Origin of the sequence: Butyricicoccus sp. OF10-2, assembly GCF_003481925.1 — a bacterium.
In the GTDB taxonomy this organism is placed as follows: Bacteria; Bacillota; Clostridia; order Oscillospirales; family Butyricicoccaceae; genus Agathobaculum; species Agathobaculum butyriciproducens.
In genome coordinates, this window is record NZ_QUMC01000014.1 from 48,082 (window position 1) to 65,187 (window position 17,106).

Consider the following 17,106-nt stretch of genomic DNA (forward strand, 5'->3'; position numbering starts at 1 on the left):
GGGGCTTATACCGTACCACTCTCGTTCCGCGAGCATGGCAGAAATGGAAAACTACCTGCAAAAAATTGAAGGAAATAGAAAGAAAGGAGCGTCTGGCAAGTACAGCAGACGTGACAAGGAGAACCTGCAGATTGCAGAGAAGGTGGAACAGCTACCTATGCAGCATCCGGACAAAGGCTATCGCCGTATCCGAGATGACATCGTTGGTATCCTGCTCAGTGAGCCGGCACTCGACGGCAAGGCGTCTGCTCTACCCACCGAAGCGTTTCAGTGAGATCGGTTTGGGTAATCTTCCAAAATCATTCGTACACCAAGACAATCCCATTCCTGTATCGTCAGCCTTTTGTCTCCCCGTGCGCGATACTATCCTCAAATTTCATCCATATTGTTAAAACTGCGAAAAATGCCTTGCATATTCCACACAAAAAGTGCTATAATCATTGCGAAAAAATAAAAAGGAGGCAAGCCCTATGGACAGTTGTGACAGACGAAATGTACATATGACGATGGATACAGACTATACTGCTGTTTCGAGTGTCCGTAAGCATCCTCTTTTGAAATAAGCGCTGAGCCTTGCTCCATCGTGATGAACAAGTCCACAACTGATGTTTGTGTCACTGTATCTGTTACGGTGGATTTTTTGTGCCCTTTTCCGGGCACAGAAGGAGGCTGATTATGAAAAAAGCAACATGGAAAAAAACATCTTTTGCCGAAAAAATCGTTGAGATCATCCGCACCTCCCCTTCGATCAATGAGATGCGGGAACAGCTGCAGGATTATCACGACAACGATATCGCACAAAGTCTGCAATTCCTAAACCGCGCGGAACGCAATCTGCTGTACAGCGCACTTGATGCGGAATGGCTGGCGGAGATCATCTCCTATCTGGATGATCCGGCAGAATACATTGATGAAATCGGCATTGATAAGCTGGCCGAAATTCTGAACGAAATGGACGCGGACGACGCGGTCGATCTGTGGGAGAACATCGACGAAAGCGTAAAAGTAAAGCTGCGCCCGATGATCGATGACGAAACCAAGTCAGCCATCCTGCTTATCAATTCCTATGACGACAGCGAAGTCGGCAGCCTGATCACGACCAACTACATCTGCATCAAGCAGAACCTGACTATTCGGCAGGCCATGCACGAGCTGGTAAAGCAGGCCGGTGAAAATGACAACATCGGAACGATTTATGTGGTCGATGATAAAAACCGCTTCTGCGGTGCAATCGATCTGAAGGATCTTATCGTTGCCCGAGAGAATGTTCCGCTGGATTCCATCATCAGCTACGCGTATCCGTATCTGCTCGACCACGAGAAAATCTCAGAGAGCATCGAGAAGATCAAAGATTATGCCGAAGACTCCCTGCCGGTGCTGAATAAGGATAGAAAGATCATCGGTATCATCACCGCACAGGACGTTGTCGAGGCCGTGGATGACGAGCTCGGCGAGGACTATGCAAAGCTCGCCGGTCTGTCCGCCGAGGAGGATCTCAACGAAACCACCAGGGAAAGCATGAAAAAGCGCCTGCCGTGGCTGATCATCCTGCTGTTCCTCGGCATGGGCGTTTCGACCGTTGTCGGTGCATTTGAAGGCGTTGTAGCCGTGCTGCCGGTCGTTATCTGCTTCCAGTCGCTGATTCTCGATATGGCCGGCAACGTCGGTACGCAGTCGCTGGCGGTTACGATTCGTGTGCTGATGGATGAAAAACTGAGTGCTAAGGACAAGCTGCACCTCACCTTCAAGGAAATGAAGGTCGGCACCTGCAACGGCGCGCTGCTCGGCATTATGGCACTTGTCTTTCTCGGTGCATACATAGCGCTGTTCAAGGGTTATGCCGTCGGACATGCGTTCCTGATCTCCGGCTGCGTCGGCATATCACTGCTTGTGGCGATCGTGATTTCCAGTCTGGTCGGTACGCTCGTGCCGATCCTGTTCCATAAAATCAAGATAGACCCGGCGGTTGCGTCCGGTCCGCTGATTACGACAATCAACGATCTGGTTGCCGTTGTAACCTATTACGGTCTGGCATGGCTGCTGCTGATTCAGCTTTTGCACATTGTTTGAGCGAAAAAACACCCTCTATATCGGATGATATAGAGGGTGTTTGCTATCTGTTTTTGCTTTTAATCATGCTTTCTGCGGATACCGAAGTACGCCAGTCCCATTGCGGACAGACCGCACAGAGCCGCCCACAGACCGCCGATATCGCCGGTTTTCGGAACGCTGGACGTCGGAGTCTTGCTGTCGGGAATGTTCACTGTCTTCGTTTTATCCGGCGTCTTGGTCTGTGTTTCCGGCTTGGTCGTCGGAACCTTGCCGTCCGGGATGTTCTCCGTCGGCTTCAGCGGATCAAGCGGTGTAGGCTGATCCGGAATGTCAACCGGAGGCTTCGGATCGGGATCGGGAGTCGGTTTCGGGGCCGGCTTGTGGTGACCGCCGCCGCCACCGCCGCCGCCGGATCTCTTGCTGTTGGTGATGGTAAAGCCATCTGCCATGCTGCCGGAAATCGAGGTATTAAAGCCGTCAACGGCCTCCTCTTCGACGGTATAGGTGTAAGCGCCGTCCAGATTTGCAAAGGTGTACGACCAGGTCTTGCCGTCCTTGTCGGTGGATCTTTCGCTCAGAAGCACCGTACCGATTGCGGTTCGCGTGCCGTCCTTCGCAATGCGGATAAGGTTTACGGTAACAGCGGTCGGATACGCGCTTGCGCCGCTCCAAACCTTGTGTACGGTGAGGGAAACCGGATTTTCCAAGGTGTCCTCACCCGGAATGATCACTTCGCCGTTTGTGCCGACACCACCGCCGCGTTCTGCGGTATTGCCCATAATCTTGAGCGGTGCGGTTTCAGCCAGTGCCTTGCTCTCTGCGGAAACAACAGCCTTGAGACCGTAGCCATTGGTCGCACCGGAAGCCGGCTTAACCGGGGCACCCGGGTTCGCTGCATCATAGCGGTCGCCTCCGAAAGCGCCGTAGTTTGGATCACCCGCGGCGATTGAGGTATCGCGGTACCAGGTTACCAGTCCGCCGCCGTACATCTTGCCGCTGAAGCTGGTGGAAAACGTCTTGTCCCACTTAAGCAGGAATGCCGCATCATCAGCAGATTTGCCTGCCGTATTGCCGAATACAGCTGCATCCGTGCCAAGGCTTACCGTGCCCACCGGGCAGGACCAAATGCCGCCGCCCTGAATGGCTGCCTTGTTTGCGGTAATCAGCGCATTCTTAATCGTGATCGACCACGGTGCATGGCTGACGTAAACGCCGCCGCCCTGTCGATACGCCGTATTGTTCACGATATTGCCGCCTTCGAGTACAACGCGGTTTCTGCCGGACCAGCTGTATACACCGCCGCCGCAGGATGCCGTATTGTCCGAAATCGTGCCGTCGGTCATGTGGAACCAGCCGCCGCCAACCGTGTCATTCTCGCTCAGAACGGCCGTTGCAACGCCGCCGCCCATGCCGTTGGTCTTGTTGCCGGTAATCGTGCCGTTTGTCATTTCAAACGATGCGTTGTCCTCTACGAAGACACCGCCGCCGCCTGCATTCGGCTGCTGAATTGTAGCGGAATCGACTGCCGTGCTGTTGCCGGAAATCGTACCGCCGGACATGGTGAACTTGCCGTTCTCACGCACGCATACACCGCCGCCGCGCTTTGCCGTGTTGTCTGCAATCGTGCCGCCGCTCATGGCAAGAGACGAAGTGCCGTTTACGAGTACACCGCCTGCCGCGTTATACTCCGATGCGGTATTGCCCGAAATCGTGCCCTCGGTCATCGTCATGGTGCTGTCTGCGAGGGCAACCGCGCCGGAATACTGGTTCTTGAACATACATCCGGTGATTTTGCCGCCGTTCATGGCAAATTTGCCGCCGTTCTTCACATAAACCGCGCCGCAGTTTGCGGACGAAGCGGAAATGCTGCTGAGCTCGCCGTTCCCCATGGTGAAGGAGCCGCCGTCCACCGTAATCGCACCCATGTTCGAGCCGCTCAGGCTCATACGGGTGATCGTGCCGCCGTTCAGCGTCATTGCGCCGTTTACCTCGGCAAACGAGCCGTTAGCGATGCGGAAGCATGAGAAATTGAAGCTGCCGTCCAGAATCAGCGCCGCGCCTTGCTCCACGCGGAAAGCCGGACCGGCGAAGCCGTTCTTGAACACAACCGAAAGGCCCTTGCCTTCATCGGTCAGCGTGATGGTCTTGCCGGACGGAATCGTAACCGTGCTGTCTACAATGAAGCTCTTGTTTGCGGTAATGGTGGTGTTTCCCTCTGCCGCGTCAACGGCCTGCTGCAGCGTGCTTTCTTCGCCTTCGCGGATATTTGCGCCATCGACAGTGACCGCAAACTTTACAGCAACACCGGCAGGAATCGTCAGCGGATTCGAGTCAATCGCAACATCTGCCGAGCATGCTTCAATATAGAAGTAGGTGATATTGGTATCGTTGTTAAATGCCTTTCTGTCGATGGTCTGCAGCTGGCTTTTGCCCTTGCCCTGTTCGCCAATCTGCACAGAATTCAGCTTGGTGCAGGTGCTGAATGCACCGGCCGAGATGGTCTGTACGCTATCGGCAAGCTCCAGTTTTTCGATACCGGTTCCCGTAAACGCTGCCGTACCGATGGAAACAACCCCTTCGGGGATGATCAGCGTGCCGGAAAGATTCGAGCAACTGTAAAATGCGTAGTTGCCAATATTTTTCAGCGTGCTTGGGAACGTAACACTGCTGATGGCCGTGCCGCGAAATGCATAGATACCCAGAAAAGTCAGCGCATTCGGCAGAACCAGATTGCCCTCAATCTTGACATCCCTAAACGCATAATTTCCAATCGAAGTGACCGAATTCGGAAGCTGTAATTCTCCGGTCAGACCGCTGCCATCGAATGCGCGTTCTCCAATCGACGTAACAGAATCCGGCAAATGCAGCTCGGTCAGACCCTTACAGTTGCTGAACGCACTCGTGCCGATGGCCGTGATATGAGACCAGTCAACGCCGGTAATTCCGGTGTTCAAAAATGCACCTTCCGGAATTTCGGTAATGCGTTCCGGCAGAACAACCTTACCAGTAATATCCGTCATGTTAGCGAATGCGCGGACACCCAGAGACTCGAGCGCATCAAAGGTATGCTCCCCCAGCTCCAGCGAGAAGGACTTCATATTATTGAAGGCTTCCTGTCTAATGCTCGTCAGTGCGGAGAAATTCAGGCCTTCCAGCGTAGTCAGCGAAGAACAGTTCATAAATGCCTGAATACCGACAGAAGTAACTTTGGACAGATCAGCGACCGAAGTCAGCGCCGAGCATGCCGTGAACATATAGTTGCCGATTGCGGTAATATTATCCATGCCGACAACAGTCGTCAGCGACTTCTGACCGCGGAAGGCATACTCGCCGATTTCCAGCGGCAGACCGCCCAGATCAACGGTTTCCAGTGCGAGACTGCGGTGATTTGCCCAGTCAAACGCATGATCCTGAATGCCGACAACCTTGTATTCCTTATCGTCATAGGTTACGGTTTCCGGAATAACCAGCTTGGTCACGCTGTCTGCGCAGCCGGTAACAACGGCATCGCCCGAGGAAACATCATACCGGATGCTGTCCTGCGTAAACGCGGTGACTGCATAGGTCGCAACCAGCTTTTCTTCAGCAGGCTTCTCCTCTGCCGGAATCTCAGCCGCAGGCGCTTTCTCAGCCGGTGCGGACGGTGCCGGTACGGACGGTGCCGCCTCGGTCGGCGATGCAGATGTACTCGGCGATGCAGACTCGCCCGGTGCAGACGGCTCGCTCGGTGCAGACGGCTCGGCGTTCTCGCCGGTGCCTCTGTCGGAGCGGGGCTGCTCGTGTCCGGTGTGCTTTCTGTACCGCCGTTCTCCGCTTCCGGAGCGGATGCTGCGGGATCGCCGCTCTCGGAGTAACCGGTGTCGGTGCTGCCGTCTTCCGCTTCAGCCGCAAATGCGGCAAAAGTACCCGTACTGAACGTCAGATTAAGCGACAGCAGAATGGCCATCAGCCTTGTAAACTTTTTGCTCATACTACTCAGTCCTTTATCATGAAATCAGGAAATATATCCTCCTCGCCGGTGGTCCGTATCCGCGACAGGCGAGGTGTTCTCTCTGTATGGTATAGCTTACCATACAGAGGGTACGAAAAAAGGATACATTTTGGCAGAAAGCCTTCAATACTATATCGACAAAACGTAGAAATTATTGATATGCGATTGTACAATGTGCTGAAACGCGCGGTCAGGCGTGTAAAAACAATCAAAATCTGCACGAAATATCCAGTATCGATGCGTCTGACAGATATAATTTTTTCTGTTAATCAATAAAATATATCCAATTTTACAACTTAAATCAGATATACTATAATATTATGCAAAAAACGAGGTGAGCACATGAAGCCCAAAATACAGACTATGATACTGTTTTTTCTGACAGCGGTGTTTGCCGTCAGCGCATTCATGCTGGTGCGCCAGATGGCGAGCTACCGTGCAGGTGATGAAGCCTACGCCGAGGCTTCCGAGATTGCCGCGATACCCGAAGTGCTGGAAACGGAAACCGTTCAGCAGCCAACCGAACAGCCGCAGCAGGAAACGCAGACCGAACCCGAACCCGCTCCGTCTGCCGACCCGTATGCGCAGGCGCTGGAGCAGATGGACCTGCCTGCTCTGCAGCAGGTCAACAGTGATGTCATCGGCTGGATTGCCATTCCGGGCACCGAGATTTCCTATCCGCTGGTGCAGGGCACGGACAACGACTATTATCTGACACACACCTGGAACCAAAACAGCAGCGCAGTCGGCGCGATTTTCATGGACTGCCGCTGCTCTGCCGATTTCAGCGGCTTTAACACCATCGTGTACGGTCACCGGATGAACAACGGCTCGATGTTTGCCGCGCTGAAGCACTACAAAAAGCAAGATTTCCTGCAGGCACATCCGCAGGTATATGTGACCAATGCAAGCGGAACCCATGCGTACAGAATCTACGCGGCCTATGAGGCATCGCTTGACGGAACCGCGTATTACAGTGCGTTTTCCGACGAAACGATCAAAAAAACCTTCATTGACGAAGGCGTTTCCCTGTCGGTGATCCGTACCGGCGCAGTACCGACCGTAAACGACCATATCCTCACACTTTCCACCTGCACCGGCAACGGGCACGCAACCCGCTGGGTAGTGCAGGCGGTCATGGAATAAAAAAGCATCCCGCTTGCTGTGCTTCAGCAAGTGGGATGTTGTTATATGCCCTTATTCTTCCTCGTCCGCCAGCTTTGCCACGCGGACAAATTCATCCATTTCGCGTGTGCGCCATTTTTCCTTGTGGCTGAAAATCTGGCGGTAGAGCGAAATATAGCAGTCCTCGACCGATAAACGGATCAGCCTTCCCTCTTTTACGCTGTTCTCGACCGCGTACCACGGCAGAAAGGATACACCGCGGTCAATCTCGAGCATGCGAATGAGCAGCGAGGTATCGCCGCACTCGAGCGACGGTGTAAGGATGGTCCGCCGCGCGGCAAGACGGCGGTTGAGTACACGGCGATAGTTATCCTGCTCGGTGAGGAAAAACGGCTGCGTAAGCAGTTCCTCAATCGTCAGTTCTTTTCCGCCCAGCTTCTCGCGCAGCGATGCAGACGCCACAAATACGATCTCCTCGCGCTGCTCCATCAGCTTGTTCCAGTTGTTGCTGTACAGCGGCTCATCAAGCACATAGATCATGTCCAGCTCGCCGCGTTCCATATGCTCAATCAATTCTTCCGGCTCACCGACCGTGATACGGATAGACACTTTCGGGTTGAATTTACGGTACAGATGCAGCACCGTCGGCAGCTTAAGACATGCAAGCGACTCAATCGTGCCGATATGCAGCGAACCGCGCAGCTCTGCCGTGGATGTGACCGACATACGCGCCTGATTGACCTGATTCATCACATCGCACGCGTGGCTGAGAAAACGCTCGCCTGTGTCGGTCAGCGCGATACGCTTTCCCATGCGGTCGAACAGACGCGTGTCCAGTTCCTCCTCCAGCTGGCGTATCTGCACCGTTACCGCCGACTGTGAGTAGCCGAGGCTCTCTGCTGCGCGTGAAAAACTCTTAAACTGTGCTACTCGAATAAAGGTTGCAAGCTGCCGAAGCTCCATGGATTTCCCTCTCTCCCCTATATTATCAATATTTTGAATCGAAATGATAAAATATATGAATTTGACTTAACCCATTAAACAGAATATACTAAATCTGCAAAGAGGTCAAGAAAGAAATTGGAGGTTTACCACAGATTTTTTATTTATCCTTTTTACACAAAAACCGCGTCCTATTTTACTGCATTTCGCCTAAAATAGGCGGTTCTTTTTGTGTCCGGAGGCAAAAATCTCGGCAGACTTCCACGGCAGCAGACCACAGAGGGGCAAACAAACGGTCTGCGCCGCAAAGGGTGACACCGCATAACCGAACAAGTGCGCTTTCCGCAAAGTGCCGCAGTTCAAATTGTTTGGTGCTGCCCGCCAAAAAGGAGGAAAAAGAAATGGAAGAAAAGAAAAAATTCAAACTCGGATTACTGCCCAAGCTCATCATCGCCATTATTGTCGGCATCCTGTTCGGCCAGTTCCTGCCGGAAGGCTTCTGCCGCTTTGTGGTAACGCTCTCGTCGTTCTTCAGCCAGTTCCTGTCGTTTATCATCCCGCTGATGATCCTCGCGTATGTTACCATGGGCATTGCTAACCTCAAGAGCGGCGCGGGCAAGCTGCTGCTCATCACGGTTGCCATCGCCTACTGCTCGACCCTGATCGCAGGCTCGGCTTCGTTCTTTGTAGCCGACACCCTGTTCCCGCACTTCATGAGTGCAGATGCGCTCGACAAGATCGCCGCAACCGCAGGCAACTCGCTGGAGCCGTACTTCAGCCTGGAAATCCCGGCGCTGATGAACACGCTGTCCGCTGTTGTTACGGCGTTTGTGCTCGGTCTGTGCATGTCCAGCCTGCGCGGCAAGACCATCGGTGACACGCTGTACAACGGCGTTTCCGACTTCTCCGGCATCATTGACTGCGTACTGCACAAGGTCATCATTCCGCTGCTGCCGCTTTACATCTGCGGCACGTTCACCGATATGACCAAGTCCGGCAAGACCTTTGCTATCCTCGGTATTCTGTGGAAGGTATTCATCGTTGTTATCATCATGCACCTGATCTGCATCTGCATCCAGTTCGTAATTGCAGGTCTGGTCAGCCACAAGAACCCGTTCACGCTCATCCGCAACCAGATTCCGGGCTACGCAACCGCACTGGGCACCCAGTCCTCTGCGGCTACCATTCCGGTCAACCTGCAGTGCGCTGAGGCAGACGGCGTTTCCTCGGAAATCCGCAACTTTACGGTTCCGCTGTGCGCGAACATCCACATGGCAGGCTCGATGATCACCATTACCGCCTGCGCTACCGCAGTCTGCCTGATGAACCAGCTGCCCATCTCCATCGGCACCGTTATCCCGTTCATCATGACGCTCGGCATTGCCATGGTGGCGTCTCCCGGTGCGCCGGGCGGCTCCATTATGACCGCCCTGCCTTTCCTGTACATGATCTTCGGCACCGAGGCCGGCGACCCGAGCGGCCCGATCTGCGCCATCATGGTTGCACTGTACATCACGCAGGACTCGTTCGGCACCGCCTGCAATGTTTCCGGCGACAACGCGATCGGTGTGATCGTAGAGACCATCTACCGCCGGTTTATCTGCAAATCCTCCGCTCAGTAAGGAGAATCCCCTATGTCCTTTATCAGTGTTTTTGATGTGCTGGGACCGAATATGATCGGCCCCTCCAGCTCGCATACCGCCGGTGCCGCCGTTATCGCGTATCTGGCGCATAAGATGATCGCGCCGCCGCTTAAAAAGGTGGATTTCACCCTGTACGGCTCGTTCGCCAAGACCTACCACGGCCACGGCACTGACCGCGCACTGCTCGGCGGCATCATGGGCTTTTCGACCGATGACACCCGCATCCGCAATTCGTTTTCGATTGCGACCGAGCGCGGTCTGTCCTACTCATTCACGCCGTGTGAGACCGAGACCGATGTTCATCCGAACACCGTGGACATCCGCATGGAGAATGCCGCTGGTCAGGTAATGACCATCCGCGGTGAGTCGCTCGGCGGCGGCAAGTGCCGCATCGCGCGCATTAACGGCGTTGAGGTTGACTTTACCGGTGAATACAGCACGGTCATCGTCGTTCAGCAGGACAAGCCGGGCGTCGTGGCGCACATCACCAAGGTGCTCAGCGACAAGGGTGTAAACATTGCATTCATGCGCCTGTTCCGCGAGTCCAAGGGCAACACCGCCTACACCATCGTCGAGTCGGACGGTCATTTCCCCGAGGGCATTGAGGAACCGCTCAAAAACAATCCCAACGTCCACGACGTCATGATCATCGAACCGTAAGGAGGAGAGCAGATTATGGATTTCAAAAACGCATCCGAGCTGCTTGCACTCTGCACGCAGCAGCAGCTCCCCATCTCCGAGATCATGCGCCGCCGCGAGTGCCAGCTGGGCGAAACCACGCGTGATGAGGTCACGCACCGTATGAAGAGGGCGCTTGAAATCATGCGCTCATCCGCGCTGACACCGCTCAAAACGCCGGTCAAGTCCATGGGCGGCCTGATTGGCGGCGAAGCAAAAAAACTGGCGCAGCACGCGGCCAAAGGCCGCTCCATCTGCGGGGATGTGCTGCACAAAGCGGCGCAGTACGCGATGGCAGTACTTGAGGTAAATGCTTCTATGGGTCTGATTGTCGCAGCACCGACCGCAGGCAGCGCCGGTGTTCTGCCGGGTATGCTGTTTGCCCTGCAGGACCGCTACAACATCTCGGACGAACGGCTGATTGACGCCCTGTTCAACGCCGGTGCGATCGGCTACCTCGCCATGCGCAACGCAACCGTTGCAGGCGCGGTCGGCGGCTGTCAGGCTGAGGTCGGCATCGCTTCCGCAATGGCGGCCAGCGCAGCTGTCGAGCTCATGGGCGGCAAGCCTGAACAGTGCCTTGACGCGGCCTCCACCGTGCTGATGAACATGCTCGGTCTGGTCTGCGACCCGGTCGGCGGACTGGTCGAGTATCCGTGCCAGAACCGCAACGCGGCAGGTGTAGCCAACGCACTCGTTGCCGCTGAGCTCTCGCTCGCGGGCATTCACCAGTTTATCCCGTTCGATGAAATGCTCGATACCATGTATGCGGTCGGCCGCCGCATCCCCATCGAGCTGCGCGAGACAGCCCTCGGCGGCTGCGCTGCCACACCGTCTGCATGTGCAAAATGCGGACTGTGCTCGTAAATCAGATCATATCGATACTCTTTTTCGCAGGACATTCCCACCCCTCGGGAATGTCCTTTTCGCTTACAGAATAAGCTCTTATCATGAAAGCAGAACCGCCCAAATCGAACTATCCCTCCCGGGCAGTAACCGGGAGGGATAGTTGTATCATCTGATTGTTACTGATACTCCGCATTGAGGAACATGGACTTGATGGCGACAACCTCATCGTATTCCTCCTGCGAGACGGTGACATCCGCATTCAGCGCCTTCAGGTCAACCTTCACAACGTCGAGCGCCTGCGCAGCGGTCACTGCGCGGCCATCCATGACGGCACGCTGCATGCGGCGCAGCACAACCGGATGTGCATAGCGGGCCGGCAGCGGGAAATTCAGATAGTCCGCAAGGTAAGCCTGCATTTTCTCCTGTGCCTGTGCATCATTTTGCATGATGGAGGTACGGTTGTTGCGTGCTGTCGGCAGGACGCTGAAGCCTGCAAACGTAAATATCGCGGCAAGGCCGAACAGCGTAAAATAAATCGAAAACGAGCCGTGACGCACGAAGGAAACGATACCGTAAGCCAGCGCCGCAAATCCAAGCAGTGTGATCGCCATAGCGGCCCAGCGGTAGCTGCCGTTCGTGCACTGAAAGTTCCGGCGGCGTTTTGCGGCTGCGCTCAGTCGTTCGGTCAGCTCAGGACGGCGCTCCAGATAGTCGATTGCGTTATTGAGTGCCTGCACGGTTTCCTCCGCCTGTGCGCTCATCGGCGGACGATTGCGCTCCTCTTCCTCCCGGCGGGTCTTCTCCTCGGTAATGCGCCGCTCGGCCGCCGCGCTGACACACGGAATAGACGGGTGCTCAGCTCGGATAACGCTCAGGAAATCATCGACCTGCTGCTCGTACTTGAAATTGCACACCTTCTGTCCGCCGTCGAACTCCACGACCAGATAGGACAGCGTGGCGAAAATGCCCTTGCCGGAAAAGCCGCCCTTGCTCATCGCAACGCGCTTGTACACACGCGTTACCATGGAAAACGGAACATAATACCGCCGGTCAATAAAAAAGCTGTTCAAATAGAGGGCATGCCTGCCGATGCCGCACGGACCGATTTTCCGACAGGTTTTTTTATCCTCGGCAAGCGACGCGTCATCAATACGTCCCGCGCTGAGCGGATAAGGTTTCAACATTTTCCGTCACCCCGCAATTATCGTTATGGATGGCCGCAGCCGACCGCACAAAGGAACGGCCGGCTGCAGCAATGCTATTATATTCAAGCAGATTTCTTTGCGCCGCGCTTCTTGGTCGCACGGATGAACAGTGCGAGCAGCAGTGCCGCGAATACAATACCGATCGGGTACGCCACTGCGGTATTGTAAATTACCGTGCCGTCCGCTGTCTTGCTGTTCAACAGGCTGCCGAGGCACTCCGGTGCGAGGATGAAGTAGGTGCAGGAAACTGCACTCATGAACGTAGCCGGAACAGCTGCAATCCAGAAGTTCTTCTTTTCGGTAAACAGGTACATAGCTGCTGCCCACAGAACGATCATAGCGAGCGTCTGGTTGGTCCAGCTGAAGTAACGCCAGATAACCGTGTAGTCGATCAGACCGGTTGCATTGCCGATGCCGAGGATAGCGCCGATACCGAGTACCGGGATGCACAGCTTCAGGCGGTTTGCGTACGAACTCTGATCCATGTGGAACCAGTCGGACAGCGTCAGACGAGCGGAACGGAATGCGGTATCACCGGAAGTGATCGGGCAGATAACAACGCCGATCATGGCCAGAGCAATACCAACGCCGCCCATAGTCTTGGAGCATACATCATAGATCGCTGCGGACTGACCGCCTGCCAGCGCTTCCGCCAGACCGGTGTTGAGACCGCCGGTGACCTCATACAGAGCACAGCCGGCTGCCGCCCAGATCAGTGCGATAATGCCTTCGGCTACCATTGCGCCGTAGAATACGAAGTGACCCTGCTTCTCGTTCTTCATGCAGCGCGCCATCAGCGGCGACTGCGTGGAATGGAAGCCGGAAATTGCACCGCATGCAACCGTGATGAACATAAAGCTCCAAATCGGCGTGCCGGACGGGTGCATATTGTACAGGTGAGACCAAATCTCCGGAATGGTGTAATTCGGGTTGGTGAAGATACCGATGATAACACCGACCGCCATGATGATCAGGCACATGCCGAACAGCGGGTATACCTTACCGATGATCTTATCGATCGAAATAAAAGTTGCAATAAAATAGTAAACCAGGATGAGGATCAGCCAGAACAGCGTGGTCGAAAGCACACCGGACACACCGTTGCTCTTGCACAGCGTAACGATCAGACCGGCCGGGCCGACTGCAAATACCGTACCGACCATGATCAACAGTACAACTGAGAACACACGCATGATATTCTGCATGGTGTGACCGAGGTACTTGCCGGTAACCTCTGCGATGGAGGCACCGTCGTTTCGCTCACTGATCATGCCGGAGAAGTAATCGTGTACGCCGCCGGCAAAAATGGTACCGAATGTGATCCACAGGAATACGACCGGGCCCCAGAGGGCGCCCTGCAGGGCACCGAAGATCGGGCCAAGGCCGGCGATGTTCAGCAGCTGTACCAGAAACAGCTTCCACTGCGGCATGACAACGTAGTCAACGCCATCGTTAATGCGAACTGCCGGCGTTTCCCGGTCATCCGGGCCAAAGGTTTTGTCCACAATTTTACCATAAGTAAGATAGCCGGTGATCAATAATAATAAGCATACGATAAAGCTGATCATATTATCTCCTCCTCTATACCGGCTGCGAAAGCATGACTTTCGCATAAAAATCACCGAAAAGCCTACTTTTGGAATTCCTCTTTTTCCCTTTCGGCAATCCCTATTATGAACCTATGATATAAAAACCACAAGGACAATATGTTATAATTTTAACAAGAAAAATTTGCCGAAATTTGTTTCCTTTAGAAAAAACTATCAGCGCAATAAAATCCCCCGACCAATGGCCGGGGGATTCGTTCGCCCTTATAGGAAAGTATTTACTTTTCCAGTTCGGTCCAATCACGAGTTTCGCGCAGCTTGCTCCACTTCTCGTGCTTGTTTCCCTTGATGTCGTAATAGTGGCTGTTCGTAGCCTCCTGTACGGCCAGGTAATACCATGCGGAAGTATCGGAGTTGTCGCTCCACTTGATCATGTCGTTGTGCAGATCCTTTGCAGTCTCCGGAAGGCGCTTGAGGACGCGGTTTACGAGCATCATCGCCTCAGCACGGGTGATCTTGTTATTCGGACGGAAGGTGCCGTCGGTATAACCGTTGATCCAGCCGTTGTTGGCAGCGGCGCTGATTTCGTTCTTTGCCCAGTGGGATGCAATGTCGCTGAAGTCAACAGCGGTCGTGTTGGCCTTGTCGTCAAAACGAGCTGCGATCGCAGCGAACTCCGCACGGGTGATCGGCGCATTCGGATTGAACTTGCCCTGGCTGTCGCCCTTCACGATGCCCATAGCGCTCAGCGTAGAAACAGCGTGGTTGTACCATGCGCCGGCTGCTACATCGGAGTAGCTGTTGGACTTGGTGGAGTTTGCATTGCGGGTCTCATCGGTGAGCAAACGGAAGAAGATGGTTGCTACCTCAGCACGGGTAATGCCGTTCTGAGGACGAACGGTGCTGTCCGGATAGCCTACGATGTAAGCATAGTGGTCATCGCCGTTCAGACCGGTCGGTACATCATCCGGAATGGTAACGGTGGGCTTGCGGCCGCCGCCGCCACCGCCGCCGGAAGAAGATCTTCTTGCGTAGGTGTAGGTAAAGACGGTGTCAGCCTTGATTTCCATGTCAACCTTCGGCTCAACATTCCAGCTGCCAGCACGATAGTCAGCGTCCGGGGTATTGCCTGCCTGTGCGATGTTGGATTCAACCAGCTTCGGCTGAACCGTTTTGCCAGTTTCCATGTTAATCGTGGAAACGTAGAAGATAATGTCCTTGTTATCCTTCGTGTGGCTGTCCCACTTGCCGTTTACTACCTTTTCGGTTACCTTGTACTGGTAACGATCGGGAATGCCGTCACCCTTGTTTTCGGGATCCTTGGAATCGCCCTTGGTGTCAGGATCATAGAACAGCTTGAGCGTCAGCTTCGGAACAGTGCCATCTGCATTTTTAGTCACCGTACCGCTTGCAAGGTAACCATCTGCATGCAGATTCAGCACATAACCAGTGTAACCCTTCGACTTGGCAGTAATGGTCTCATTCAATGCTGCAGTACCGGTTTCGGTATCAGCTTCGACAATTTCATATCTCTCAGTCGTCGGATTGTACTTGTAGTGCTCGATGGCGTACGCGTACTTCGGTACAGTAGCGTAGGTGTAGGTGAATACGGTGTCGTTTGCAACCGTCGCACCAACAACAGGGGTCGTATCCCATTTGCCTTCGCAGTAACCAGCAGCCGGCTTTTCGCCAGCAGTCGGAATACCGTCCGGAATAACGACTTTTTCGATTGCGTTGCCGTTTGCGTCATTGAACGGAACGTAAACGATAACGCCAGCGTTAGTGTCATTGTTCCAGTTGCCGTTTACAACCTTGAAGGTCAGACGGTATTCCCATGCGTCCGGGATGCCGTCACCCTTCTCTTCCGGCTTCTCCCGGTCGCCCTTGGCGTCAAGGTAGTAGTGGAGGTTAATGGTTACAACTTCTACCAGCCTACCGTCCTGCGAAGCAGGGGTAATCGTGGTCATAGACGGAACATAAACGTAGTTCTGCTGGTTCTTCGCATAGTCCGCGTAGAGAGACGCAATCGACGTACCCTTAACAGCAGTACCCTTCTTCGAGAAAGCCATGTCGGCAATCTCGTCACCATTTTCATCGTAGAAATGCTGGTTAATGGTGTACTTATACTCCGGATCCGGATTCTTCACGTAGTTCGGAGTAAAGATAACATCATGTGCAGGCATGGTGAACTTGCCGTCAGTAATCTTTACACCCTCCGTCTCAAGCGTCCAACCAGTAAAGGTGAAGCCGTCCTTTTCAGGATAGTCTTTCTTTACAGATACCTCAGAATTAACATCGTGAGACTCTTCTTCATACGTGGTTTCATCTTCATTCTGGTAGATTACCTTGTAGGACTTCGGCGTCCACTTTGCGTACAGAGTCAGGTCTGCATTCGGCATCCGATCGCCAGTCTGGTACGGCTTATTGTTTGCTTCATCGTACCAACCGTCGAACCTATAGCCTTCACGAGTAATTTCTGCATCAGTCGGAAGCGTCAGCTCCATCTTGGGGTAAACCTTATCCTTGCTGTAGCTGCCGTCAGCAAGCGTACCGCCGTTCGCATCATAAGTCAAATTATGAGAAGTTGCGGAAACATAAATCTTAACGGTAGCATTGCGCTCGTCATTCGTAACCTTAGCAAGATCAAGGCTAAACTGATACTCACCATTTACCTTCTCAGGCTTTCCGAGACCCTCCGGGTCAAGTACTACACTATCAATCATGTAATCCGCAGTCTCCGTCTGACGAACACGTACCGCAGAAACATTAACGGCCGAATTGTACCAGAACGTCTCACTGCGGAGCTCTTTACCAGCATCGAGACCATCCTTAATAATAACCTGATAAGTTACGCTGCGGCGTTCAGGATACTGTATCCAGTTCGGTTCAGCATTAACAGTCCAGTCGGACACGTCAATCTGAACCATCTGAGAATACTCAGTGCGAATCAGATAGTAGAATACAAGCTGAGAGCCTTCAGCAAATGCAGTCCACTTAGGCGAATTCTTTGCCTGATACTCAAGCTGACCGTCGTTGTAGCGAATATTGGTGATTTCGGTACCCTTAGCGGTCTT

Annotated in this window: 12 protein-coding genes; 6 read left to right on the top strand and 6 right to left on the bottom strand. The window is 53.8% G+C overall.

Features of this window, described 5'->3' with window-relative positions; translation table 11 throughout:
• Positions 1 to 43: 43 nt before the first annotated feature.
• Positions 44 to 274, top strand: a complete 231-nt coding sequence (locus DXB00_RS08775) for a hypothetical protein (RefSeq protein ID WP_147359198.1) — start codon at positions 44 to 46, stop codon at positions 272 to 274.
• Positions 275 to 675: 401 nt separating this feature from the next.
• Positions 676 to 2,070, top strand: coding sequence for a magnesium transporter (mgtE, locus tag DXB00_RS08780; RefSeq protein ID WP_119214799.1), 1,395 nt, complete (start codon positions 676 to 678; stop codon positions 2,068 to 2,070).
• Between the two features lie 59 nt (positions 2,071 to 2,129).
• On the opposite strand, the gene DXB00_RS08785 is transcribed toward mgtE, so the two are convergent.
• On the bottom strand, positions 2,130 to 5,531 hold the full coding sequence (locus DXB00_RS08785; protein WP_119214800.1) for a leucine-rich repeat protein: 3,402 nt from the start codon (positions 5,529 to 5,531) through the stop codon (positions 2,130 to 2,132).
• Positions 5,528 to 6,022, bottom strand: coding sequence for a hypothetical protein (locus DXB00_RS08790; protein ID WP_119214801.1), 495 nt, complete (start codon positions 6,020 to 6,022; stop codon positions 5,528 to 5,530). Before DXB00_RS08790 ends, DXB00_RS08785 begins: the two co-directional genes overlap by 4 nt.
• A 363-nt stretch (positions 6,023 to 6,385) precedes the next feature.
• Here DXB00_RS08790 and srtB point away from each other — a divergent pair, with 363 nt between their 5' ends.
• Positions 6,386 to 7,189, top strand: a complete 804-nt coding sequence (gene srtB / locus DXB00_RS08795; protein ID WP_118729184.1) for a class B sortase — start codon at positions 6,386 to 6,388, stop codon at positions 7,187 to 7,189.
• Between the two features lie 51 nt (positions 7,190 to 7,240).
• Here srtB and DXB00_RS08800 read toward each other — a convergent pair whose 3' ends face one another.
• Positions 7,241 to 8,131 (bottom strand): LysR family transcriptional regulator, encoded by an 891-nt coding sequence (locus DXB00_RS08800; RefSeq protein ID WP_118729185.1) that lies wholly within the window; start codon positions 8,129 to 8,131, stop codon positions 7,241 to 7,243.
• Positions 8,132 to 8,511: 380 nt separating this feature from the next.
• Between DXB00_RS08800 and DXB00_RS08805 the strand changes: the two genes are divergently transcribed.
• From DXB00_RS08805 to sdaAA, 3 genes are read left to right on the top strand one after another with little or no spacing between them, the layout of a single operon-like run.
• The gene (locus tag DXB00_RS08805; RefSeq protein ID WP_118479883.1) at positions 8,512 to 9,732 is read left to right on the top strand and encodes a dicarboxylate/amino acid:cation symporter; all 1,221 of its coding nucleotides are present in this window, start codon (positions 8,512 to 8,514) and stop codon (positions 9,730 to 9,732) included.
• A gap of 12 nt (positions 9,733 to 9,744) precedes the next feature.
• Complete coding sequence (gene sdaAB / locus DXB00_RS08810; protein ID WP_110435608.1) at positions 9,745 to 10,413, top strand: L-serine ammonia-lyase, iron-sulfur-dependent subunit beta; 669 nt, start codon at positions 9,745 to 9,747, stop codon at positions 10,411 to 10,413.
• A 15-nt stretch (positions 10,414 to 10,428) separates the two neighbouring features.
• A complete protein-coding gene (sdaAA, locus tag DXB00_RS08815; protein WP_117492018.1) occupies positions 10,429 to 11,298 on the top strand; it encodes an L-serine ammonia-lyase, iron-sulfur-dependent, subunit alpha in 870 nt (289 codons plus the stop codon).
• A 158-nt stretch (positions 11,299 to 11,456) separates the two neighbouring features.
• Here sdaAA and DXB00_RS08820 read toward each other — a convergent pair whose 3' ends face one another.
• The 3 genes from DXB00_RS08820 to DXB00_RS08830 form a co-directional block, all read right to left on the bottom strand.
• Positions 11,457 to 12,464: an ATPase P gene (locus DXB00_RS08820; protein ID WP_118729186.1), complete on the bottom strand. Its 1,008-nt coding sequence runs from the start codon at positions 12,462 to 12,464 to the stop codon at positions 11,457 to 11,459.
• An 83-nt stretch (positions 12,465 to 12,547) separates the two neighbouring features.
• Positions 12,548 to 14,053 (bottom strand): carbon starvation CstA family protein, encoded by a 1,506-nt coding sequence (locus tag DXB00_RS08825; RefSeq protein WP_118729187.1) that lies wholly within the window; start codon positions 14,051 to 14,053, stop codon positions 12,548 to 12,550.
• A 257-nt stretch (positions 14,054 to 14,310) separates the two neighbouring features.
• Positions 14,311 to 16,959 carry an S-layer homology domain-containing protein gene (locus DXB00_RS08830; RefSeq protein WP_118729188.1) on the bottom strand — a complete coding sequence of 883 codons (2,649 nt, stop codon included), beginning with the start codon at positions 16,957 to 16,959 and terminating at the stop codon, positions 14,311 to 14,313.
• Between the last annotated feature and the right edge of the window lie 147 nt (positions 16,960 to 17,106).